General features: G+C 69.7%; 22 protein-coding genes and 1 pseudogene. 21 read left to right on the top strand and 2 right to left on the bottom strand.

Going from position 1 to position 22,762, the window contains the following annotated elements:
* The 3 genes from IG94_RS0136730 to IG94_RS0136720 form a co-directional block, all read left to right on the top strand.
* Positions 1-1,377 (top strand): site-2 protease family protein (locus IG94_RS0136730; protein ID WP_248783108.1); only part of this gene is annotated, 1,377 nt, incomplete at its 5' end.
* A gap of 59 nt (positions 1,378-1,436) precedes the next feature.
* A complete protein-coding gene (locus IG94_RS0136725; protein ID WP_031047981.1) occupies positions 1,437-2,339 on the top strand; it encodes a tRNA (adenine-N1)-methyltransferase in 903 nt (300 codons plus the stop codon).
* A gap of 256 nt (positions 2,340-2,595) precedes the next feature.
* A complete protein-coding gene (locus tag IG94_RS0136720) occupies positions 2,596-3,174 on the top strand; it encodes a hypothetical protein (protein ID WP_031047978.1) in 579 nt (192 codons plus the stop codon).
* A gap of 97 nt (positions 3,175-3,271) precedes the next feature.
* Here IG94_RS0136720 and IG94_RS0136715 read toward each other — a convergent pair whose 3' ends face one another.
* Positions 3,272-3,577 carry a ferredoxin gene (locus tag IG94_RS0136715; protein ID WP_031047975.1) on the bottom strand — a complete coding sequence of 102 codons (306 nt, stop codon included), beginning with the start codon at positions 3,575-3,577 and terminating at the stop codon, positions 3,272-3,274.
* Positions 3,578-3,821: 244 nt separating this feature from the next.
* Between IG94_RS0136715 and arc the strand changes: the two genes are divergently transcribed.
* The 6 genes from arc (at position 3,822) to prcA (ending at position 10,026) form a co-directional block, all read left to right on the top strand.
* Complete coding sequence (gene arc, locus IG94_RS0136710; RefSeq protein ID WP_031047972.1) at positions 3,822-5,588, top strand: proteasome ATPase; 1,767 nt, start codon at positions 3,822-3,824, stop codon at positions 5,586-5,588.
* Between the two features lie 232 nt (positions 5,589-5,820).
* Positions 5,821-7,332 carry a depupylase/deamidase Dop gene (dop, locus tag IG94_RS0136705; protein WP_346009431.1) on the top strand — a complete coding sequence of 504 codons (1,512 nt, stop codon included), beginning with the start codon at positions 5,821-5,823 and terminating at the stop codon, positions 7,330-7,332.
* A gap of 178 nt (positions 7,333-7,510) precedes the next feature.
* Positions 7,511-7,729, top strand: a complete 219-nt coding sequence (locus IG94_RS0136700; protein ID WP_031047964.1) for a ubiquitin-like protein Pup — start codon at positions 7,511-7,513, stop codon at positions 7,727-7,729.
* 51 nt (positions 7,730-7,780) lie between these two features.
* Positions 7,781-8,386 carry an endonuclease VII domain-containing protein gene (locus IG94_RS41170; RefSeq protein WP_031047960.1) on the top strand — a complete coding sequence of 202 codons (606 nt, stop codon included), beginning with the start codon at positions 7,781-7,783 and terminating at the stop codon, positions 8,384-8,386.
* The gene (gene prcB, locus IG94_RS0136690; RefSeq protein WP_031047958.1) at positions 8,338-9,183 is read left to right on the top strand and encodes a proteasome subunit beta; all 846 of its coding nucleotides are present in this window, start codon (positions 8,338-8,340) and stop codon (positions 9,181-9,183) included. Before IG94_RS41170 ends, prcB begins: the two co-directional genes overlap by 49 nt.
* A 63-nt stretch (positions 9,184-9,246) precedes the next feature.
* Positions 9,247-10,026, top strand: a complete 780-nt coding sequence (prcA, locus tag IG94_RS0136685) for a proteasome subunit alpha (RefSeq protein WP_031047956.1) — start codon at positions 9,247-9,249, stop codon at positions 10,024-10,026.
* A gap of 24 nt (positions 10,027-10,050) precedes the next feature.
* Here the strand turns inward: prcA and IG94_RS0136680 are convergent, their stop codons facing one another.
* The gene (locus IG94_RS0136680) at positions 10,051-11,061 is read right to left on the bottom strand and encodes a LacI family DNA-binding transcriptional regulator (protein ID WP_031047953.1); all 1,011 of its coding nucleotides are present in this window, start codon (positions 11,059-11,061) and stop codon (positions 10,051-10,053) included.
* Between the two features lie 95 nt (positions 11,062-11,156).
* Between IG94_RS0136680 and IG94_RS0136675 the strand changes: the two genes are divergently transcribed.
* From IG94_RS0136675 to IG94_RS42245, 12 genes and pseudogenes are all read left to right on the top strand, one after another.
* Entirely contained in the window at positions 11,157-12,416 is a 1,260-nt protein-coding gene (locus IG94_RS0136675) for an MFS transporter (protein ID WP_031047951.1), read from the top strand.
* A gap of 9 nt (positions 12,417-12,425) precedes the next feature.
* Complete coding sequence (gene pafA, locus IG94_RS0136670) at positions 12,426-13,787, top strand: Pup--protein ligase (RefSeq protein ID WP_031047948.1); 1,362 nt, start codon at positions 12,426-12,428, stop codon at positions 13,785-13,787.
* A 153-nt stretch (positions 13,788-13,940) separates the two neighbouring features.
* On the top strand, positions 13,941-14,948 hold the full coding sequence (locus IG94_RS0136665; RefSeq protein ID WP_031047944.1) for an FKBP-type peptidyl-prolyl cis-trans isomerase: 1,008 nt from the start codon (positions 13,941-13,943) through the stop codon (positions 14,946-14,948).
* A gap of 60 nt (positions 14,949-15,008) precedes the next feature.
* Positions 15,009-15,380, top strand: a complete 372-nt coding sequence (locus tag IG94_RS0136660; protein WP_031047942.1) for an FKBP-type peptidyl-prolyl cis-trans isomerase — start codon at positions 15,009-15,011, stop codon at positions 15,378-15,380.
* 137 nt (positions 15,381-15,517) lie between these two features.
* Positions 15,518-16,471: a helix-turn-helix transcriptional regulator gene (locus IG94_RS0136655; protein ID WP_031047939.1), complete on the top strand. Its 954-nt coding sequence runs from the start codon at positions 15,518-15,520 to the stop codon at positions 16,469-16,471.
* Positions 16,472-16,489: 18 nt separating this feature from the next.
* Positions 16,490-17,542, top strand: a complete 1,053-nt coding sequence (locus tag IG94_RS0136650) for a helix-turn-helix transcriptional regulator (RefSeq protein WP_052411043.1) — start codon at positions 16,490-16,492, stop codon at positions 17,540-17,542.
* 56 nt (positions 17,543-17,598) lie between these two features.
* Positions 17,599-17,859, top strand: a complete 261-nt coding sequence (locus IG94_RS0136645) for a hypothetical protein (protein WP_031047934.1) — start codon at positions 17,599-17,601, stop codon at positions 17,857-17,859.
* 10 nt (positions 17,860-17,869) lie between these two features.
* A complete protein-coding gene (locus tag IG94_RS0136640; RefSeq protein ID WP_031047932.1) occupies positions 17,870-18,064 on the top strand; it encodes a membrane protein in 195 nt (64 codons plus the stop codon).
* A 268-nt stretch (positions 18,065-18,332) separates the two neighbouring features.
* A complete protein-coding gene (tatA, locus tag IG94_RS0136635) occupies positions 18,333-18,620 on the top strand; it encodes a Sec-independent protein translocase subunit TatA (RefSeq protein ID WP_031047930.1) in 288 nt (95 codons plus the stop codon).
* 47 nt (positions 18,621-18,667) lie between these two features.
* Positions 18,668-19,618, top strand: a complete 951-nt coding sequence (tatC, locus tag IG94_RS0136630) for a twin-arginine translocase subunit TatC (RefSeq protein ID WP_031047925.1) — start codon at positions 18,668-18,670, stop codon at positions 19,616-19,618.
* Positions 19,619-19,685: 67 nt separating this feature from the next.
* Entirely contained in the window at positions 19,686-22,538 is a 2,853-nt protein-coding gene (locus tag IG94_RS0136625; RefSeq protein ID WP_078535830.1) for a DEAD/DEAH box helicase, read from the top strand.
* Between the two features lie 119 nt (positions 22,539-22,657).
* Positions 22,658-22,762 (top strand): annotated as a pseudogene (locus IG94_RS42245) (leucine zipper domain-containing protein); the annotation flags it as partial.

The raw sequence follows: 22,762 nt of genomic DNA, 5'->3' as shown, positions 1-22,762 counted from the left end.
ACCCCGGCCGGCCCCCCACCTCCCGGGCCGCAGACACCGGGCGGGAACGGCGGCGGCACGGACCCGTGGTCGAAACCCCCCGCCCCGGACGAGCACCCCGCCCACCGCTCCGAGGAACACGGCCCCGCGGAACACCGGCGCCCCGCCCACCACGCCGCCGGACCGCGACACCGCACCGAGGCCCACAACGGCGGCGACGGCAGCCCCGGACGGCCACCCCAGCGCCGGCCCGAACCCGGCGGCGGACTCCTGATGGGCAGGCCCTTCGGCGTGCCCGTCTACGTCGCCCCCAGCTGGTTCCTGGTCGCCGCCCTCATCACCTGGGTCTTCGGCGGCCAGCTCGACCGCGTGCTGCCCGAACTGGGCGCCGCCCGCTACCTGGTCTCCCTCTTCTTCGCCGTCGCCTTCTACGCCTCCGTCCTCGTCCACGAACTCGCCCACACCGTCGCCGCCCTCCGCTTCAAGCTCCCCGTCCGCCGCATCCAGCTCCAGTTCTTCGGCGGCGTCTCCGAGATCGAGAAGGAAGCCGAGACCCCCGGCCGCGAATTCGTCCTCGCCTTCGTCGGCCCCCTGCTCTCCCTCGTCCTCGCCGGCGTCTTCTACGCCGCCCTGCTCCCCGTCGAACCCGACAGCGTCCCCGGCGTGCTCCTGGCCGGCCTGATGGTCTCCAACCTCATCGTGGCCGTCTTCAACCTGCTGCCCGGCCTCCCCCTCGACGGCGGCCGCATGCTCCGCGCCGTCGTCTGGAAGATCACCGGCAAACCCATGAGCGGAACGGTCGCCGCCGCCTGGGTCGGCCGCGCCCTCGCCATCGCCGTACTGGTCGGCCTGCCGCTGCTCACCCAGTCCCTGGGGTCCGGCGCCGCGGACGACGTCGGCATGGACACCGTCATGGACGCCCTGCTCGCCGCCATCCTCGCCGCCATCATCTGGACCGGCGCCGGAAACAGCCTCCGCATGGCCCGCCTGCGCGAACACCTCCCCGAACTGCGCGCCCGCGCCCTCACCCGGCGCGCCGTACCCGTCCCCGCCGACACCCCCCTCTCCGAGGCCCTGCGCCGCGCCAACGCCTCCGGCGCCCGCGCCCTGGTCGTCGTCGACACCGAGGGCAGGCCCGTCTCCCTGGTACGCGAGGCCGCCATCGTCGGCGTACCCGAACACCGCCGCCCCTGGGTCCCCGTCAGCACCCTCGCCCAGGACCTCACCGACGGCATGCGCGTCTCCGCCGAACTCAGTGGCGAAGAACTCCTCGACGCCCTGCGCGCCAACCCCGCCACCGAATACCTCGTCGTCGAGGACACCGGCGAGATCTACGGCGTCCTGTCCGCCGCCGACGTGGAACGCGCCTTCGTGAAGGCCATGGCACGCCCCTCCTGAATACCGAGGGGGCCACCGGCGTGGTCGGCGGCCCCGCCCGGGACCGGTAGGCTGGTCACATGTCCGAACCGACCGGTGCCGCCCGCAGGCGCGGGCCCTTCAAGGTCGGGGACCAGGTTCAGCTGACCGACCCCAAGGGCCGCCACTACACGTTCACACTCGAGGCCGGGAAGAACTTCCACACCCACAAGGGTTCCTTCCCCCACGACGAACTGATCGGCGCTCCCGAGGGCAGCGTTGTCCGCACCACCGGGAACGTCGCCTACCTCGCGCTGCGCCCCCTGCTCCCCGACTACGTCCTTTCCATGCCCCGCGGGGCAGCCGTCGTCTACCCGAAGGACGCGGGGCAGATCCTCGCCTTCGCCGACATCTTCCCCGGCGCCCGCGTCGTCGAGGCCGGCGTCGGCTCCGGCTCCCTCAGCAGCTTCCTGCTGCGCGCCATCGGCGACCAGGGCATGCTGCACTCCTACGAGCGCCGCGAGGACTTCGCCGACATCGCCCGGCAGAACGTGGAACGCTACTTCGGCGCCCCCCACCCCGCCTGGCAGCTCACCGTCGGCGACCTCCAGGACAACCTGTCCGACACCGACGTCGACCGCGTCATCCTCGACATGCTCGCCCCCTGGGAATGCCTGGACGCCGTCTCCAAGGCCCTCGTCCCCGGCGGCATCCTCTGCAGCTACGTGGCCACCACCACCCAGCTCGCCCGGACCGTCGAGTCCATCCGCGAGATCGGCTGCTTCAACGAGCCGACCTCATGGGAAACCATGATCCGCAACTGGCACGTCGAAGGCCTCGCCGTCCGCCCGGACCACCGGATGATCGGCCACACCGGCTTCCTCCTCACCGCCCGCCGCCTCGCCGACGGCGTCGAGCCCCCCATGCGCCGCCGCCGCCCCGCCAAGGGCGCCTACGGCGAGGACTACGACGGACCCAACGCCGGCGCGGGCGCCGGCCGCTGACGCGACCCGCCCCCGGCCAACGCACAGGCGCCGTGGCGGAGTTTCCGGGCACCGCCCGGCAACCCCGCCACGGCGCCGTCGTATTGCCACCGCCCGCCGCCGAAGAACGCGGGCGGAGAGGTGAAGAGCGGGGCCGCGCGCACGGCAACACGGTCGAGTACCGACCCCGCCGTTCCCCCACACTGTGACGTGTGGCACGATGCTGGGCACCCCCTGCCCCACCCCACCGGCACAGCCCTCACAGGAGACACTCCTCGTGCAGCACACCGCCGTTCCGGACCTGTCCCACACCCACACCCGCCCGATCCACTGGGTGGCCACCGCCACGGCCGTCGCCGGAGTCGTCGCCCTGTCCTCCGTACTGCAGCCCGACGCCGCCACCGCCGCACAGCCCGCCGCCGGCGGGACCAGGAACGCGCCCGCCCACAGCGCCCCGCCCGACCCGGCGGCCGCCGCCTTCCCCCTGGAATGCGGACCGGTCGAGGCGGTCGTGCAGAAGACGGCAACCGGCGACCTCGACGGCGACGGCAGCCCCGAGACGGTGGCTGCCGTACGCTGCGACGCGGGCATGGGCACCCCGCCCACCGGCGTGTACGTCCTCACCCGCGACACCGACAGCGGCAAGCCCAGAGTCGTCGCCACCCTCGTCGCCCCCGCGGACCGCCACTCGGTCACCGACCTCACCGTGCGCGACGGCGCCGTCCGCGCCACCCTCCTCGGCTACTCGTCGGCAGACGTGCCCAATTGCTGCCCCGACCTCACCGAGCACGCGAAGTGGCAGTGGCAGAACGGCACGTTCGTCGAGGACACACCCTCACAGGCGCGGACCGTCTGACCCGCGGGACAGGACCGGCCGACCACCGCCGCACGCGGCAAACGGCGAGGCACACCAGACATCAGTCACAGAGCGTACGCACGATGTCACATTTTGGTCACTCTGCGTCCGGGCCATAGACCTCGGCCCTGTCCGAAACACGACGCACGTGAATGCACTCGCCCGGACACTCCTTCGCCGAGTCCACCACATCCGTGAGAAGCGGCAGCGGCACCGGTGTTGTCGCACCCCTCGCCTGCAACAGCTCGTCGCCCGCACCCTTGACGTAAGCCAGACCGTCGATGTCCAGCTCGAACACCTCCGGCGCATACTGGGCACAGATACCGTCACCCGTACACAGGTTCTGATCGATCCAGACCTCCAGAGCCTCGCCGCCGACTCCGGCCTCCTGCTGCACGCTCATCTCTCCTGCCGCTTCCTGCGCCGCACGCCCGGGAATCCGGCCAGCTCCGACCGGTGTTGAACACTTCGACCCTACCCCCGGCGGGGTTTCCCTCACGTCCGATGGGTATTCCCCTGGCGTGAGGGAGAGCGCAAGGGTGAAGATCGGACACACCCCGACCGTCTTTGTGATCTAGGGGTTTCAATCGACACCCACCCAGGTAGGGTCTGGAAGCGTCCAGCTCCCCTTGGAGGAGGTGAGGACCGTGGCAGCCCACGACGACGACATGAACCGCGGCATCCGCCCGGGACGCGGGTCCGAGGACCCGGCCGGGCAGGTGGCCTATCTTGAGCAGGAGATCGCCGTCCTGCGGCGCAAGCTCGCCGAATCTCCGCGACACACGAGAATTCTCGAAGAGCGGATCGTCGAACTGCAGACCAACCTGGCCGGTGTGTCCGCGCAGAACGAGCGGCTCGCCGGCACACTCCGCGAGGCCCGCGACCAGATCGTGGCCCTCAAAGAAGAAGTCGACCGGCTGGCCCAGCCACCCGCCGGCTTCGGAGTCTTCCTGCAGGCCAACGACGACGGCACCGCCGACATCTTCACCGGCGGCCGCAAACTCAGGGTGAACGTCAGCCCCAGCGTCGAGCTCGACGAACTCCGACGCGGCCAGGAAGTGATGCTCAACGAAGCACTCAACGTGGTCGAGGCCATGGAGTACGAGAGCGTCGGCGACATCGTCACCCTCAAGGAAGTCCTCGAGGACGGCGAACGCGCCCTGGTACTCGGCCACACCGACGAGGAAAGGGTGGTAAGGCTCGCCGAACCCCTGCGCGGACTCACCATCCGCCCCGGCGACGCCCTCCTGCTCGAACCCCGCTCGGGCTACGTCTACGAGGTCGTCCCCAAGAGCGAGGTCGAAGAACTCGTCCTCGAAGAAGTCCCCGACATCGGCTACGAACAGATCGGCGGACTCGGCGGACAGATCGAAGCCATCCGCGACGCGGTCGAGCTCCCCTATCTCTACCCCGACCTCTTCCGGGAACACGAGCTCCGCCCGCCCAAGGGAGTCCTCCTCTACGGACCCCCCGGATGCGGCAAGACGCTCATCGCCAAGGCCGTCGCCAACTCCCTGGCCAAAAAGGTCGCCGAAGTCACCGGCCAAGCCGCCGGCAAGAGCTTCTTCCTCAACATCAAGGGCCCCGAGCTCCTCAACAAATACGTCGGCGAAACCGAACGGCAGATCCGCCTCGTCTTCCAGCGAGCCCGCGAAAAGGCCAGCGAGGGCACCCCCGTCATCGTCTTCTTCGACGAAATGGAATCCCTCTTCCGCACCCGCGGCTCCGGCGTCAGCTCCGACGTGGAAAACACCATCGTCCCCCAGCTGCTCGCCGAGATCGACGGCGTCGAAGGCCTCCAGAACGTGGTCGTGATCGGCGCCTCCAACCGCGAAGACATGATCGACCCCGCCATCCTGCGCCCCGGCCGGCTCGACGTGAAAATCAAGATCGAACGCCCCGACGCTGAAGCGGCCAAGGACATCTTCGGCAAGTACCTCACCCAACGGCTCCCCCTCCACTCCGACGACCTCGCGGAGCACGAGAAGGACAAGACCGCCACCGTAAGCAGCATGATCCAGACCGCGGTGGAACAGATGTACGCCGAATCCGAGGAGAACCGCTTCCTCGAGGTCACCTACGCCAACGGCGACAAGGAAGTCCTCTACTTCAAGGACTTCAACTCCGGCGCCATGATCGAAAACATCGTGGGCCGCGCCAAGAAAATGGCGATCAAGGACTTCCTCGAGAAGAACCAGAAGGGCCTCCGCGTCTCCCACCTCCTCCAAGCCTGCGTGGACGAGTTCAAGGAGAACGAAGACCTCCCCAACACCACCAACCCCGACGACTGGGCCCGCATCTCCGGAAAGAAGGGCGAACGGATCGTCTACATCCGCACCCTCGTCACCGGAAAACAGGGCGCGGACACCGGACGCTCCATCGACACGGTGGCCAACACCGGTCAGTACCTGTAAAACGCCGGGGCGGCTGCGGGTCCCCACAGTGGGTACCCGCAGCCGACTGCTTTCCGGAGCCCGACTGGAGCAAGGCAATGCCGCAAATGATCTCCCCACCAGCGCAAAGGCGTTCTAGGCTCTTCCCTACCGCCGAGTCGCGCAGTGCGGGGACGGGCACCGCACACGCATCGGAGCGCCAGCGGTACTTGAGCAGCGCCCACCACGGGCACTGCCGGGCAAGGAGGGCCGCATGACCGTACGGCGAGTAATGGGCATCGAGACGGAGTACGGAATCTCCGTCCCCGGCCACCCGAACGCCAATGCCATGCTCACCTCGTCCCAGATCGTCAACGCCTACGCCGCGGCGATGCACCGGGCCCGCCGAGCCCGCTGGGACTTCGAAGAGGAGAACCCCCTCCGCGACGCGCGAGGCTTCGACCTCGCCCGCGAGACCGCCGACTCCAGCCAGCTCACCGACGAGGACATCGGCCTCGCCAACGTCATCCTCACCAACGGAGCACGGCTCTACGTCGACCACGCACACCCCGAATACAGCGCTCCCGAAGTCACCAACCCCCGCGACGCCGTCCTCTGGGACAAGGCCGGCGAACGCATCATGGCCGAGGCCGCCGAACGCGCCGCCCAGCTCCCCGGCGCCCAGCCCATCCACCTCTACAAGAACAACACCGACAACAAGGGCGCCTCCTACGGCACGCACGAGAACTACCTCATGAAGCGCGAGACCGCCTTCTCCGACATCGTGCGCCACCTCACGCCCTTCTTCGTCTCCCGCCAGGTCTTCACCGGAGCAGGCCGCGTCGGCATCGGCCAGGACGGCCACGAACACGGCTTCCAGCTCAGCCAGCGCGCCGACTACTTCGAAGTCGAGGTCGGCCTGGAGACGACACTCAAACGGCCCATCATCAACACCCGCGACGAGCCCCACGCCGACGCGGAGAAATGGCGCCGCCTCCACGTCATCATCGGCGACGCCAACCTGTCGGAGATCTCCACCTACCTCAAGCTGGGCACCACGGCCCTCGTCCTCTCCATGATCGAGGACGGGTTCATCGCCGTCGACCTCGCCGTCGACCAGCCCGTACGCACCCTCCACCAGGTCTCCCACGACCCGTCCCTCAAGCACCTCGTCACCCTCCGCAGCGGCCGCACACTCACCGCCGTACAGCTCCAGATGGAGTACTACGAGCTGGCCCGCAAATACGTCGAGGAACGCTACGGAGCCGACGCCGACGACCAGACCAAGGACGTCCTCGGCCGCTGGGAGGACACCCTCAACCGGCTCGAGAACGACCCCATGAGCCTCGCCGGCGAACTCGACTGGGTCGCCAAACGCGAACTCATGGAGGGCTACCGGCGCCGCGACAACCTCGACTGGGACGCCCCCCGGCTGCACCTCGTCGACCTCCAGTACGCCGACGTACGCCCCACCAAGGGCCTCTACAACCGCCTCGTGGACCGCGGCCGCATCAAGCGGCTCCTCGACGAGAACGAGGTCGAGCGGGCCCGCACCAAGCCGCCGGAGGACACCCGCGCCTACTTCCGCGGCCGCTGCCTGGAGCAGTACGCCGACGACGTCGCCGCGGCCTCCTGGGACTCGGTGATCTTCGACCTGCCGGGCCGGGACTCGCTCCAGCGGGTCCCAACCCTGGAACCGCTTCGCGGAACGCGTAATCACGTCAAGGAACTCCTGGACCGCTGCCGCACCGCCGACGACCTGGTCAGGGTCCTGTCCGGCGGGTGAACGGACCGAGCGGGTACAGGGCAGGAAACCGCCGGACAGGGTGGAAAACCCCGGGTCCGGGAATCATGGAGATGGTCTCCGTACGTTGAGGAGAGTACGGGGCCGAAGTCGGACCCGGCTTGTAGGGTCTGATCTTGACCGAGCAACTGTGTCGGGCGAACCGAGCGGGGTGAGGGTTATGGCGACCAAGGACACCGGTGGCGGCCAGCAGAAGGCCACACGTTCCACCGAGGAGGTCGAGGAGCAGGCGGAGGACACGCAGGCTTCGGAAGACCTCAAGGAACGCCAGGAAAAGCTGAACGACGACGTGGACTCCGTACTGGACGAAATCGATGACGTACTCGAGGAAAACGCCGAGGATTTCGTGCGAAGCTTCGTGCAAAAAGGTGGAGAATAAAGGCGCTTTGGCCTTTTCTCCTTCGAAGTGAATCCAGTGGGGGATTGTGCGATGACGGGACAGCCGGGCGAAAAGCGGTGTACGAGCTGCAAGCGGGCTCTGTCCGTGGCTCAATTCGCCCGGGACAAGAACCGTCGCGACGGCCTTCAAGTGCGGTGCCGGGAGTGCGTGGCAGAGTACAGCGCTGCACACTACCGGCGCCGCCGGGAGGCCCTGGGGCGGGCCGTTCGGGAGAAGGTCGAAGTTCCGGCGGGCCACAAGCTCTGTCGGAGCTGTGGCGAAGTCAAGCCTCACAGCGAGTGGCATCGCAACGCGACCGCCTCCGACGGCCTGTCGACCCGTTGCAAGGCTTGCCGAGCTGTTGAGGGCCGCGCGGGCCACCTGAAGCGTCAGTACGGCATCACCGAGATGGAACGCGATGCTCTGGTCGCGAGTCAGGGCGGTGCGTGCTGCATCTGTCTTGCGGCTCCCGCCGCACATGTGGATCACTGTCACGAGACGGGTAGGGTCCGTGGCGTACTGTGCTTCAGCTGCAACGCCGCGCTGGGGCAGTTCAAGGATCGGCCCGATGCCATAAGGCGGGCTGCCGCTTACGTGGAAGGAAACGCGTGGAAGCCAACACTCGTAGCACCGGGCGTCTACCGGCTGCCTTCCTGACGCCCGGGTCGTCTTCGTTCATGGACTTCCTCGGTGAGCACCAGCCGGAGATCCTGCCGGGCAACCGGCAGCTGCCTCCGGTGCAGGGTGCCATCGAGGCCCCGCACGGCACCACGATCGTGGCGGTCACGTTCCCGGGCGGTGTCGTCCTCGCCGGTGACCGGCGGGCGACCATGGGGAACATGATCGCGCAGCGGGACGTCGAGAAGGTCTTCCCGGCCGACGAGTACTCGGCGGTGGGCATCGCCGGTACGGCGGGTCTGGCCGTGGAGATGGTGAAGCTGTTCCAGTTGGAGCTGGAGCACTTCGAGAAGGTCGAGGGTGCGCAGCTGTCCCTGGAGGGCAAGGCGAACCGGTTGTCGACGATGATCCGGTCGAACCTGGGCATGGCGATGCAGGGGCTGGCCGTGGTGCCGTTGTTCGCCGGTTATGACGTGGACCGGGGCAGGGGCCGTATTTTCTCGTACGACGTGACGGGCGGTCGTTCGGAGGAGTTGAACTTCGCGACGACGGGGTCGGGGTCGATCTTCGCGCGGGGTGCGATGAAGAAGCTCTTCCATGACGAGCTGACCGAGGAGCAGGCGACGACCCTGGTGGTCCAGGCGCTGTACGACGCGGCTGACGACGACTCGGCGACCGGTGGTCCCGATGTCGCGCGCCGGATCTATCCGATCATCACTGTGATCACTGAGGACGGTTTCCGCCGGCTGGGCGAGGACGAGTGCTCGGCGCTCGCGCGTTCGGTGCTGGAGCGGCGGCTGGAGCAGCCGGACGGTCCTCGGGCCGCGCTGCTGTAGGCGGGTGCGGTCTTCGTGTTGTCAGGTGGTCCAGTGATTTCGACAGAAAGGGACGGATAACCGGTGTCGACGCCGTTCTATGTTTCTCCTCAGCAGGCGATGGCGGACCGGGCGGAGTATGCCCGGAAGGGCATCGCGCGTGGTCGCAGCCTGGTGGTGCTGCAGTTCGCCGACGGCATCGTGTTCGTCGGTGAGAATCCGTCCCGTGCGCTGCACAAGTTCAGTGAGATCTATGACCGGATCGGTTTTGCGGCCGCCGGTAAGTACAACGAGTACGAGAATCTGCGGATCGGCGGGGTGCGTTATGCCGATCTGCGGGGTTACACCTACGACCGTGACGATGTGACGGCGCGGGGTCTGGCGAACGTGTACGCGCAGACGCTGGGCACGATCTTCTCCAGTCAGGCCGAGAAGCCGTACGAGGTGGAGTTGGTCGTCGCGGAGGTCGGTGAGAGTACGGAGCAGGATCAGATCTACCGGTTGCCGCATGACGGTTCGATCGTGGACGAGCACGGCTCGGTCGCGGTCGGGGGGAACGCGGAGCAGATCAGCGGGTATCTGGATCAGCGGCACCGTGACGACATGACGTTGGCGGAGGCGCTGCGGTTGGCGGTGCAGGCGCTGTCGCGTGACACGAATGGCGGGGAGCGGGAGATTCCGGCGGAGCGGCTGGAGGTCGCGGTGCTGGACCGTACGCGTCCGCAGCAGCGGAAGTTCAAGCGGATCGTGGGCGGTCAGTTGTCGCGGCTGCTGGAGGCGGGTGCGGGCGCGGGCGAGTCGTCGGCGGGCGAGTCCGGTGCGGGCGAGTCCGAGGCGGGGGAGTCCGGGGCGGACGAGGAGTAGGGCGGCGGCGGGCTGTGGTGCCGTTCATCGTGGCGGCGCCGTCGACCCTCGTACGACCAGGTTCACGGGCAGGTCCCCTTTTTCGGGGGCCTGCCCTTCCAGTACGGCGAGGAGTGCGCGCATGCCGCGTTCGCCGAAGGCTTCGGCGTCGAGGCGGACGGTGGTGAGTTCGGGGTCGATGGCGGTGGCGAGGCCGAGGTCGTCGAGGCCGGTGACGGAGAGGTCGTCGGGGATGCGGAGGCCGGCTCGGCGGGCGGCCTTGTAGGCGCCGGCGGCGAGTTTGTCGTCGTCGCAGACGAGTGCGGTGGGTCTGGGGCCGGGGGCGGTGAGGGCGGCTTCGGTGGCGGTGCGGGCGGCGTCGATGGAGATGGGGGCGCTGACGGTGCGGAGGTCGGTGCCGGGGGTGGCGGTCAGCCGTGTGGCCAGTGCGCGGGCGCGTACGTCGAAGGTCCAGGAGGGGATGTCGGCGGCGAGGTGGAGGAAGCGGCGGTGGCCCAGGGTGAGCAGGTGGTCGGTGACTTGGCGGATGCCGTCGGCGATGTCGAGGTTGACGGTGGTGGCGCCGTGGCTGCCTTCGGGGTCGCTGTCGAGCATGACGAGGGGGAGGTGGTCGCCCCGGATGGCGGTGAGGGCGTCGGCGGCCATGGAGGAGGCGATGATGCCGTCGAGGGCGGCCTGTGCGGAGGCGAAGGGGTCGCGGGCGGGTCCGACGCCTTCGGGTGAGGGGTAGAGGACGACTCCGAAGCCGTGTTGGGCGGCGACGCGTGCGGCGCCGGTGTAGACCTCGGCGAAGAATTCGGTGGTGAGGGCGGGGACGACGAGCAGGACGGTGCGGGTGCGGCCGAGGCGGAGGTTGCGGGCGGCGAGGTTGGGGCGGTAGCCGAGTTCGTGTGCGGCTTCGCGGACGCGTTGGGCGGTGGGTGCGGAGACGCGGCCGCGCCATTTGTCGCCGAGGACGAGGGAGACGGCTGCCTGGGAGACGCCGGCTGCTTGGGCGACGTCTCTGCTGGTGGGGCGGGTGCTGCCGTGTGCCACCGTTCGCCTGCGCTTTCGTCTGGACTCGTGGACTGGCGACATGGTACGTATGACCGAGGTAGTTATACGTAACACTTGAGAGCAGGGGAGGCGCGGTGGGTTCCGGGTACCTGGAGGTTCTTCGAGCGCGGCATGCCGTGCGGTTGCTGGCCGGCACGCTCGTGGGGCGGTTGCCCAACGCGACGGCGCCGATCGCGATCGTGCTGTTCGTGCGGGCGGAGGGCGGTTCGTACAGCCTCGCGGGTGCGCTGGCGGCGGTCTACGGCGTGGCGAACGCGGTGGGGCAGCCGGTGCTGGGGCGGTTGGTGGATCTGTACGGGCAGCCGCGTGTGCAGTTGCCGGCCGCGGTGTTGTCGGCGTCGGCGATGGCGGGGTTCGCGTTCGCGGGGACCGGGACGGCCGTCGTCGCGTACCTGGCGGTGGGGGCCGCGGGGTTGCTCACGCCGCCGTTGGAGGGCGGGCTGCGGGCGCTGTGGCCGGGCGTGCTGCGCGGGGAGGACAGGGTGCACACGGCGTACGCGATGGACGCCGTGGCGCAGGAGGTGATGTTCACGGTGGGGCCGCTGCTGGTGACGGTGTGCGTGTCGGTGTGGTCGCCGCAGGCCGCGTTGCTGGTGCTGAACGTGTTGGGGGTGCTGGGTGCGCTGTCGGTGGTGGTGTCGCCGCCGTCGCGTGCGTGGCGGTCGGCGCCGCGTGAGGCGCACTGGCTGGGTGCGTTGCGTTCGGGTGGGCTGCTTGCGCTGCTGGGGGCGTTCCTGTTCGTGGGGATGGCGCTGGGGTCCATCACGGTGGCTTCCGTGCCGTATGCGGACGAGCACGGTGGTGATGCGGTGTACGGGTGGCTGATGGCGGCTCTGGGGCTGGGTGCGCTGGTGGGGGGAGCGGTGTACGGGGCGCGGCAGTGGGCGGGGGAGCCGGCGCGGCGGCTGCGGGTGCTGGTGGCCGCGTTGGCGGTGTGCTATCTGCCGTTGATGCTGATGCCGGGTGCGGTGGGCATGGTGCTGCTCGCGGTTGTGGCGGGGGTGTTCCTGGCGCCGTGCATCGCGTGTGCGTTCGTTCTGGTGGATGTGCACGCGCCGCGGGGGACGGTGACGGAGGCGTTCTCGTGGCTGGTGACGACTTTCACGGTGGGTGCGTCGGTGGGTACGGGCCTTGCGGGGCCCGTGGTGGAGCACGGTGGGGCCTTGTGGGGCTTCGCGTTGCCGGGGGCGGCGGGGTGCGTGTCGCTGCTCGTGCTGGCGTGTACCGGGCGGGTCCTCGCAGCTCCCGCGTGGGGTGCGGTGGTTGCGGCTTCATCGGAAAATGATCCAAACCGTGCCGTCGAACCCCGTTTCAGTTCGGGTCATCAGGCGTAATGTTCAGTCATGGACCGCCGCATTTTCGGGCTGGAGAACGAGTACGGCGTCACGTGCACGTTCAGGGGACAGCGCCGCCTGTCGCCTGACGAGGTGGCGCGGTACCTCTTCCGCCGTGTCGTGTCATGGGGCCGCAGCAGCAATGTCTTTCTGCGCAACGGTGCCCGCCTGTATCTCGACGTGGGATCGCATCCGGAGTACGCGACACCCGAATGTGACAATGTGACTGAGCTCGTCACCCACGACAAGGCGGGCGAGCGCATTCTCGAGGGACTCCTGGTGGACGCCGAACGACGCCTGCACGAGGAGGGGATCGCGGGCGACGTCTACCTCTTCAAGAACAACACCGACTCCGCGGGCAACTCGTACGGCTGCCACGAGAATTATCTGGTGGCGCGGCACGGGGAGTTCTCGCGGCTGGCGGACATCCTGATTCCGTTCCTGGTGACGAGGCAGTTGCTCTGCGGTGCCGGCAAGGTGCTGCAGACGCCGCGCGGTGCGGTGTACTGCGTCAGTCAGCGGGCCGAGCACATCTGGGAGGGCGTGTCGTCGGCGACGACGCGTTCCCGGCCGATCATCAACACGCGGGACGAGCCGCACGCGGACGCCGAGCGCTATCGGCGGCTGCACGTGATCGTGGGCGACTCGAACATGTCGGAGACGACGATGCTGCTCAAGGTCGGTGCGACCGACCTGGTGCTGCGCATGATCGAGGCGGGCACGGTGATGCGGGACCTGACGCTGGAGAACCCGATCCGGGCGATCCGCGAGGTCAGTCACGACATCACGGGGCGGCGCAAGGTGCGTCTGGCCAGTGGCCGGGAGGCGTCCGCGCTGGAGGTGCAGCGGGAGTACTACGAGAAGGCCGTGGACTTCGTGGACCGCCGAGGCATCCGCACCGGGACGGTGGAGCGGGTGCTGGAGCTGTGGGGCCGCACGCTGGAGGCGATCGAGGAGGAGGACCTCGACCGGATCGACACCGAGATCGACTGGGTCATGAAGTACAAGCTGCTCGAGCGGTACCGGGCGAAGCACAACATGACGATGTCGCATCCGCGGGTCGCGCAGATAGACCTCGCCTACCACGACATCCACCGTCGTCGTGGTCTGTACTACCTGCTGGAGAAGAAGGGCCAGGCGGCGCGGGTCGCCAACGACTTGAAGATCTTCGAGGGCAAGTCGGTGCCGCCGCAGACGACTCGGGCCCGTCTGCGGGGTGACTTCATCCGGCGGGCGCAGGAGCAGCGGCGGGACTTCACCGTCGACTGGGTGCATCTCAAGCTGAACGACCAGGCGCAGCGCACCGTGTTGTGCAAGGACCCGTTCCGTTCGGTGGACGACCGGGTGGAGAAGCTGATCGCCGGGATGTGACGCGGCGGGCGGGACGAGACAGGCGTTCGCGCACGGAAGGGCGGAACGCCACACGGGCACCGTACGTTAGCCGTGCGGTGCCCTTCTCGCGTCGTAGAGTTGCGCGCACGCCAGCCATCAGGACCGACCCGACACCGATACGAGGCCCCCACCGTGCGCCGTCGCTCACTGCTCATCGCCGTCCCCACCGGACTGGTCACGCTCGCCGCCTGCGGCGACGGTGACGATTCCGGTTCGAGCAGCGGCGGCGACAGCGCGTCGCCGGAGGCGTCGGCCTCGTCGTCGGCGCCGCCGCCGCCGAAGGTCGTCGACGGTCCGCTGCCGGCGATCACGGCGGGGACGAAGTTCGGTGAGAAGCCGACGGTGGCCAAGGGCAGCGGGGACCCGTCCAAGGATCTCGCGGTGAAGACGGTCGTCGCGGGCGGCGGCCGGGCGGTCGCGGAGAACGACTTCGTGTCGGCGCACTACCTCGGGCAGGTGTGGGCGAGCGCGAAGGTCTTCGACAACTCCTACGACCGCAAGACGCCCATCGTCATCCAGCTCGCCCAGGGCAGCATCATCGACGGCTGGCGGTACGCGCTCGCGGGCAGGAAGACCGGCAGCCGCGTCCAGTTCTCGGTGCCGCCCGTCTACGGGTACGGCGAGCAGGGCAACGAGCAGGCGGGGATCAAGGGCGACGACACGCTGGTGTTCGTGGTCGACGTGCAGGACACGTTCAACGCGAACAGCAGCGCCAAGGGCAAGAAGGTCCCGCAGGAGGACGCCGCGCTGCCGAAGGTGGGGACGGACACGGACGGCAAGGCCCCCTCCATCGAGGTGCCGAAGGGCGACGCGCCGAAGAAGCTCGTCGCCGAGTACGTGCTGGAGGGCGACGGCGCCGAGGTGGGCGCGCAGGACAGTGTGCTGGTGCAGTACAAGGGCGTGGTGTGGGACGGCGGCAAGGAGTTCGACTCCACGTATGCCAGGAAGCAGCTGACGTCGTTCTCGCTGCAGCAGGTCGTCAAGGGGTGGGCGCAGGGTCTGACCGGCAAGAAGGTCGGCAGCCGGGTGCTCGTCGTGATTCCGCCGGAGCTGGGGTACGGCGACAACCCGCCGGAGGGCAGTGGCATCGAGAAGGACTCGACGCTCGTGTTCTCCGTCGACCTCCTGGCGAAGATGTGACGGGTGGCGGGTGTAAGACTTGGGCCGTTGCCTTTCCGCAGACAAGCAGGAGCTGAACACGTGAGCATCGACAAGCCCGAGGTCGACTTCCCGGGCGGCGAGCCGCCGGCGGACCTCGAGATCAAGGACATCTGGGAGGGCGACGGCCCGGTCGCGGAGTCCGGTCACACTGTGACCGTCCACTACGTGGGCGTGGCGTTCAGCACGGGCGAGGAGTTCGACGCCAGCTGGAACCGCGGTGCGCCGTTCCGTTTCCCGCTGGGCGGCGGCCGGGTCATCCAGGGCTGGGACCAGGGTGTGCAGGGCATGAAGGTCGGCGGGCGCCGTCAGCTGACGATCCCGGCGCACCTCGCCTACGGAGACCAGAGCCCGACCCCGGCGATCCAGCCGGGCGAGACGCTGATCTTCGTGGTCGATCTGCTCGGAGTCTGATCGAAGTCCGAGCGGTCGGCGATCGGAGCCGGTCACCTGGGGTCCATGCCTGTCCGGGCGTGGGCCCTCGGCTTTTGCCGGGCCACCGCGGGGCGGTACGGTCATCCGTCGTAAGCACCATAGGGAGAAGGGCGTCGATGGCCATTGCCAAGGCCGAGCGGCTGATGAACCTGGCGCTGTGTCTGCTCGGGACACGGCGGCCGCTCAGCAAGCGTGAGCTGCGCGAGTCGGTCGAGGCCTACCTCGAGGCGGGCTCGGACGACTCCTTCAACCGCATGTTCGAGCGGGACAAGGACGATCTGCGCGAGCTGGGGCTGGTCATCGAGACCGTGGAGAGCCTGGACGGGGAGATCGGTTATCTGGCCCGCCGGGACAGCAACCGGCTGCCGCCCATCACCCTGGACGCGGAGGAGGCCGCCGCGCTGGGGCTGGCCGCGAAGGTGTGGCAGCAGGCGCGGCTCGCTGGTGCGGCGAGCGGTGCGCTGCAGAAGCTGCGGGCGGCGGGGCTGCCGGAGGACGTCGACCCGTACGAGCCGCACAGTGCGCTGGAGCCGCGTATTCCGGTGCACGAGGCGGCGTTCGAGCCGCTGATGCTGGCGTGCCGCGACCGCCGGCCCGTCGTCTTCGACTACCGCAAGGCCAACGCGGCGCAGCCCGAGGCGCGGCTCGTGGAGCCGTGGGCGCTGGAGTGCTGGCGAGGCCACTGGTATCTGGCGGGTTTCGACCGCGACCGGGGTGCCGAGCGGGTGTTCCGGCTGTCGCGGATCACGGGGAAGGTGCGTTCGCGCGGTGCGCGGTTCACCGTGCCGGTGCCCGACGTGGTCACCGTCCGGGAGACGGTCGCGAGCTGGGCGGGGGAGACGGCCGACCGTTCCGCGCTGATCCGGCTGCGGACGGGCGCGGGCTACCCCCTTCGGGCGAAGGCCACGAGGGCGCGGGAACTCGGTGACGGCTGGGACGAGTTGGAGATTCCGTACGGGCACGGCCTGGACGCCTGGCTGGTGGAGTTCGGGCCGGACGTCGTGGTGCTGGAGCCCGCGGAGTTGCGTGCGGACGTGGTGGACCGGCTGCGTGCCGTCGCCAAGGGCTGAGGGGGAGCGGACTACACAGTGGCTGGCAAACCGGTCAGGGCAGTGAACGCCATCGACCAGACCCGGCGGATGCTGTCCCTGGTGACGTATCTGCGTGAGCGCCCCGGCGCCCGGGTCGAGGACGTGGCGCGGGCCTTCGGCATCACCGAGGACGAACTGGTCTCGGACCTCGACGTGCTGCCGATGTGCGGGACCAGTTTCCGCGGCGGTGACCTGCTCGACATCGACACCGACGGCGAGCGCATCTGGTGGCACAATCCGGCGGCCCTGGGCGCGGACGCCGCGGAGCCGCTGCGGCTGGCCGCCGACGAGGCGACGGCGCTGCTGGTGGCCGCGCGGGCCGTCGCGACCCTGCCCGGTCTGCGCGAGGGCGACCGGCAGGCGCTGCTGCGGGCGACGGCGAAGGTGGAGACCGCGGCGGGCGAGGCCGCCGGTGCCAGCTCGCGCCTGTCGGTGACCTTCGAGTCCGAGGGCGGTGTCTTCGCCGACGTCGACCGGGCCATCTCGGAGCGCCGCCGGCTGTGGATCCGCTACTACTCGCCGGCCCGCGACGAGCTGACCGAGCGGGAGATCGACCCGATCCGCCTGGTGAGCGTCGGGCACACGTATGTGGAGGCCTGGTGCCGCCGCTCCGAGGCCAGGCGCACGTTCCGGCTCGACCGGGTCGCGGAGATCCGCATCCTGGACGAGCCCTCCGCGCCGCCCGAGGTGGAGCTGCGGGACCTGTCGGAGGGGCTGGTGCAGCCCGCCGCCGAGGACCCCGAGGTCGTCGTGGAGGTGGGACCGGGCGGGCGCTGGGTCGCCGAGTACTACCCGCACGACAGCGCGGACGAACGGAGCGACGGCGGGCTGCGTATCACCCTGCGTACCCCCGACCCGGCGTCCCTGCGGCGCCTCGCGCTGCGGCTGGGCCGCGACGGGCGGATCGTCTCCCCGCCGGCCCTGGCCGACAGCGCCCGGCGGGCGGCCCGCGAGGCGCTGTCCGCGTACGACGGGGTGGAGGCGGCCGGGGCGCCCGGCCCGGCCGGGACGGGCCCGGGGCGGCACGACAGGCAGGAGCGGGCACTGTGAGCGACTCCCTGGCAGCGGGCGCAGCGGGTGAGCAGGGCGGGCCCGGCGGGCCCGGTATGACGGCGGCGGCCGCGTTCGCCGGCATGCGGCGCGTGTCCCCGGTCGTGTTCAAGGCGGGCTGCCCCGACTGCCGGGGCAGCTTCGAGCTGGCCGCGAGCGCGCTGCGCCTGGCCATCGGGGCGACGAGCCGCACCACCTTCTACTCGTTCACGTGCCCCGAGTGCGGGTCCGCCGTGCGCAAGCCGGCCGGGGAGCGGGTGGTGGAGCTGCTCACCGGTGGCGGGGTCAGGACGCTGCGGCTGCACTCGACGGTCTAGTCTCGACGTCATGTTCTGGCCGATGTTCGCCGTTGCCGTGGGTTTCCTGGGTCTCGCCGTCCTCGCGGTGTTCGCCGTGAAGGTGTTCGTGGAGGCGCAGCGCCTGGGACGGCAGGTGAGCGACTCGGCCCGCCGGATCAGCCGGGCCGCCGACGACCTGGAGCGCGCGAGCGAGAGCGCGGCCCGTGCCGTGGACGCGCTGTGAAGGAACGCGGCGCGCCGGACGGCCGCCGGGAGGCGCCCGGGTCGCGTTTTGCACCGCTTCGCCCTGTCACCCTGCGGCCACCGGAAGGTACGCTGCTGGTCGCGGCCAGGAAAACGAGGCCCGGCCGCGGAGACGGGAGTACGCACGGGGATTGCCTCACGTTCACCCCTGAGCGTTACGATCGCTGCACAAGACGATCGATCGGACGCATGTCCGACCGGTCCGACAGCACCCCCACCCAGCCGCCTCGGTGAGAAGGTAAAGACTTATGTTCGGAAGGCTCGGAGCCCCCGAGATCATTCTCATCCTCGTCGTCATCATCCTGCTGTTCGGCGCGAAGAAGCTTCCGGACATGGCTCGTTCGCTCGGCAAGTCGGCGCGCATCCTCAAGAGCGAGGCCAAGGCCATGAAGGGCGAGAACAAGTCCGACGACTCGGCCCCGGCCGACCCGCCGAACCCCGAGCAGTCCGCGGCGCAGCGCACCATCCAGGCCTCTCCCGGCGACGTGACCAGCTCCCGGCCGGTCGCCGAGCCGACGGACACGACCAAGCGCTGACACAGGGCCGGTGACCTCCGGCCCGCCGCACGAGATGGGAACGTGGGTTGCTGAAGCCTGCCCGCAGCAAGGAGAAGGATCCCGAGGGGCGGATGCCTCTCGCGGAGCACCTTCGTGAGCTCCGCAACCGGCTCGCGAAGGCGCTGCTGGCCATTGTCGTCGTCACCGTGGTCGCCGCGTTCTTCTACCGAGACATCATCAACTTCCTCACCGACCCGATCCTCGAGTCGGTCGGCTGTGAGAAGTCGTTCGAAGAGCTGGCCGAGGCGAAGGCCGGCTCCGAGCCGTGCGCGCAGATCACCATCAACGGTCTGCTCGGCCCCTTCACCCTGGCGCTGAAGGTGTCCCTGACGGCGGGCATCGTGCTGGCCTCGCCGGTCTGGCTCTACCAGCTGTGGGCGTTCGTCGCCCCGGGACTGCACCGCAGCGAGAAGAAGTACGCCTACGCGTTCGTCGCCACCGGCGCCCCGCTGTTCCTCGTCGGCGCCTACTTCGCGTACGCGGTGCTGCCCACCTCCGCGAAGGTGCTGATCGAGTTCACGCCGAGCGACGTCGACAACCTGCTGCCGCTGGACGAGCTGCTCGACCTCGTCACGCGCATGGTGGTCGTCTTCGGCCTCTCCTTCGAGCTGCCCCTGCTGCTCGTCATGCTCAACCTCACTGGAGTGCTGTCCGGCAAGCGGATGCTCGGCTGGTGGCGCGCCATGATCATGGGCATCACGCTGTTCGCGGCCATCGCCACGCCGAGCACCGACCCCCTGACCATGCTCATGCTGGCCGGGCCGATCTGGGTCCTGTACTTCGCCGCGGTGACCATCGCCCTGCTCAACGACCGCCGCAAGTCCCGCCGCGAGGCCCTGGAGCCCGACGACGACGAGGCGTCCGACCTCGACCTGACCCCCGAGGACGTCGGCGAGGTCGAGCCCGTGACCACCGCCCGCGCCCTGCCCGAGCAGGCCACGAGGGACCGGGTCAACGGCTACGACGACGTGACCTGAGGCCCGCCGGGGCGGTGGCGGTCGGCGCCACCGCCCCCACGCAACCCCCACACGGCCGTTCCGGATAATGATCGTCCTGTTGTCAGTGCGGCCCGGTACGCTCGAAAGCACGATGACAGAGGATCTCTCACCGGCCGAGCGGTACGCGGCGGCCCGCCGCCGCGCCGCCGAGCAGGCCACCGCCCTCGCCGACTTCCGCGAGATGTACGACTTCGGCCTCGACCCCTTCCAGATCGAGGCCTGTCAGGCGCTCGAGGCGGGCAAGGGGGTGCTGGTGGCCGCGCCCACCGGCTCCGGCAAGACGATCGTCGGCGAGTTCGCCGTCCACCTCGCCCTCCAGCAGGGCAAGAAGTGCTTCTACACGACACCCATCAAGGCCCTGTCGAACCAGAAGTACGCCGACCTGTGCCGCCGCTACGGCACGGACCGGGTGGGCCTGCTCACCGGCGACAACAGCGTGAACGCGGACGCGCCCGTGGTCGTCATGACCACCGAGGTCCTGCGGAACATGCTGTACGCGGGCTCGCAGACCCTCCTCGGCCTCGGGTACGTGGTCATGGACGAGGTGCACTACCTCTCCGACCGCTTCCGCGGCGCCGTCTGGGAGGAGGTGATCATCCACCTCCCCGCCTCCGTGACCCTGGTGTCACTGTCGGCGACCGTGTCCAACGCGGAGGAGTTCGGCGACTGGCTCGACACCGTGCGCGGCGACACCCAGGTGATCGTCTCCGAGCACCGCCCCGTCCCGCTGTTCCAGCACGTGCTGGCCGGGCGCCGGATGTACGACCTGTTCGAGGAGGGCGAGGGCCACAAGAAGGCCGTCAACCCGGACCTCACGCGCATGGCGCGCCTGGAGGCGAGCCGCCCGTCCTACCAGGACCGCAGACGCGGCCGGGCCATGAAGGAGGCCGAGCGCGAGCGGGAGCGCCGGCAGCGCTCACGCGTGTGGACGCCGAGCCGCCCCGAGGTCATCGAGCGGCTGGACTCCGAGGGGCTGCTGCCCGCGATCACCTTCATCTTCAGCCGCGCCGCCTGCGAGGCCGCCGTGCAGCAGTGCCTGTACGCCGGCCTGAGACTCAACGACGAGGGCGCGCGGGAACGGGTCAGGGCCCTGGTCGAGGAGCGCACGGCCTCCATCCCGACCGAGGACCTGCACGTCCTGGGCTACTACGAGTGGCTGGAGGGCCTGGAGCGCGGCATCGCCGCCCACCACGCGGGCATGCTGCCGACCTTCAAGGAGGTCGTCGAGGAGCTGTTCGTGCGCGGCCTCGTGAAGGCCGTCTTCGCGACCGAGACCCTCGCCCTGGGCATCAACATGCCCGCCCGCTCGGTCGTGCTGGAGAAGCTCGTCAAGTGGAACGGCGAGCAGCACGCCGACATCACCGCCGGCGAGTTCACCCAGCTCACCGGCCGGGCCGGGCGCCGCGGCATCGACGTAGAGGGCCACGCCGTGGTGCTGTGGCAGCGCGGCATGAACCCCGAGCACCTCGCGGGCCTGGCGGGCACCCGCACGTATCCGCTGCGCTCCAGCTTCCGGCCGTCGTACAACATGGCGGTCAACCTGGTCGAGCAGTTCGGCCGGCACCGCTCCAGGGAGCTGCTCGAGACGTCGTTCGCGCAGTTCCAGGCGGACAAGTCCGTCGTCGGGATCTCCCGGCAGGTGCAGCGCAACGAGGAGGGCCTGGAGGGCTACAAGGCCTCCATGACCTGCCACCTCGGCGACTTCGACGCGTACGCCCGGCTGCGCCGCGAGCTGAAGGACCGGGAGAACGAGCTGGCCCGGCAGGGCGCCGACCAGCGCCGCGCGGAGGCCGCCGTGGCGCTGGAGAAGCTGAAGCCCGGCGACGTGATCCACGTACCCACCGGCAAGTACGCCGGGCTCGCCCTGGTCCTCGAGCCCGGCCTGCCCGCCGGCCGGTCCAACGGCCACCGCGGCTTCGAGCACCACGACGGGCCGCGCCCGCTGGTGCTGACCGCCGAGCGGCAGGTCAAGCGGCTGGCGTCGATGGACTTCCCGGTGCCCGTCGAGGCGCTGGACCGGATGCGGATCCCGAAGTCCTTCAACCCGCGCTCGCCGCAGTCCCGCCGCGACCTCGCCTCCGCGCTGCGCACCAAGGCCGGGCACATCCCGCCGGAGCGGGCCCGCAAGAAGCGCTCCCAGGCGGCCGACGACCGGGAGATCGCCCGGCTGCGCAAGGCGATCCGCGCCCACCCCTGCCACGGCTGCGACGACCGCGAGGACCACGCCCGCTGGGCCGAGCGCCACCACCGGCTGATGCGCGACACGACGCAGCTGGAGCGGCGGATCGAGGGCCGCACCAACACCATCGCCCGTACCTTCGACCGGATCGTGGCGCTGCTCACCGAGCTGGACTACCTGCGCGCCGACGAGGTCACCGAGCACGGCAAGCGTCTCGCCCGGCTCTACGGCGAGCTGGACCTGCTCGCCAGCGAGTGCCTGCGCGAGCACGTCTGGGAGGGACTGTCCCCGGCCGAGCTGGCCGCCTGCGTCTCGGCCCTGGTCTACGAGTCGCGGGTCGCCGACGACGCGACGGCGCCCAAGGTGCCCTCGGGCAAGGCCAAGGCCGCCCTCGGCGAGACGGTCCGCATCTGGGGCCGGCTCGACGCCCTGGAGGAGGACTTCCGGATCAGCCAGACCGAGGGCGTCGGCCAGCGCGAGCCCGACCTCGGCTTCGCCTGGGCGGCGTACATGTGGGCGTCCGGCAAGGGCCTCGACGAGGTGCTGCGCGAGGCGGAGATGCCGGCCGGCGACTTCGTGCGCTGGTGCAAGCAGGTCATCGACGTCCTCGGCCAGATCGCGGCCGCCGCGCCCGGCGAGGGCTCCACGGTCCCGAAGAACGCCCGCAGGGCGGTCGACAGCCTGCTGCGCGGGGTGGTCGCCTACTCGTCCGTGGGCTAGCTGTTCTGTCCGGGGAGGTTGTGGGCAGGTGAGTCAGGTCTCGGCTGGGGGAGCTTGAACAGGTGAGGGCCTTCCGGTTCGGTGTGGATTGCGACGTCTACACCGGCAGAAAGGCCCTCGTGTCTCACCGTAATGCACCCCTGACCGAGACCGGACGGCTGCGTCTGGCCCGCTGTGTGGTCGAGGAGGGCTGGCCGCTGCGGCGGGCTGCCGAGCGTTTCCAG

The sequence above is a fragment of the Streptomyces olivaceus genome (genome assembly GCF_000721235.1).
GTDB classification, from domain to species: Bacteria; Actinomycetota; Actinomycetes; order Streptomycetales; family Streptomycetaceae; genus Streptomyces; species Streptomyces olivaceus.
The sequence above is the reverse complement of the archived record's forward strand: the minus strand, read 5'-3'. Positions and strand labels throughout refer to the sequence as shown.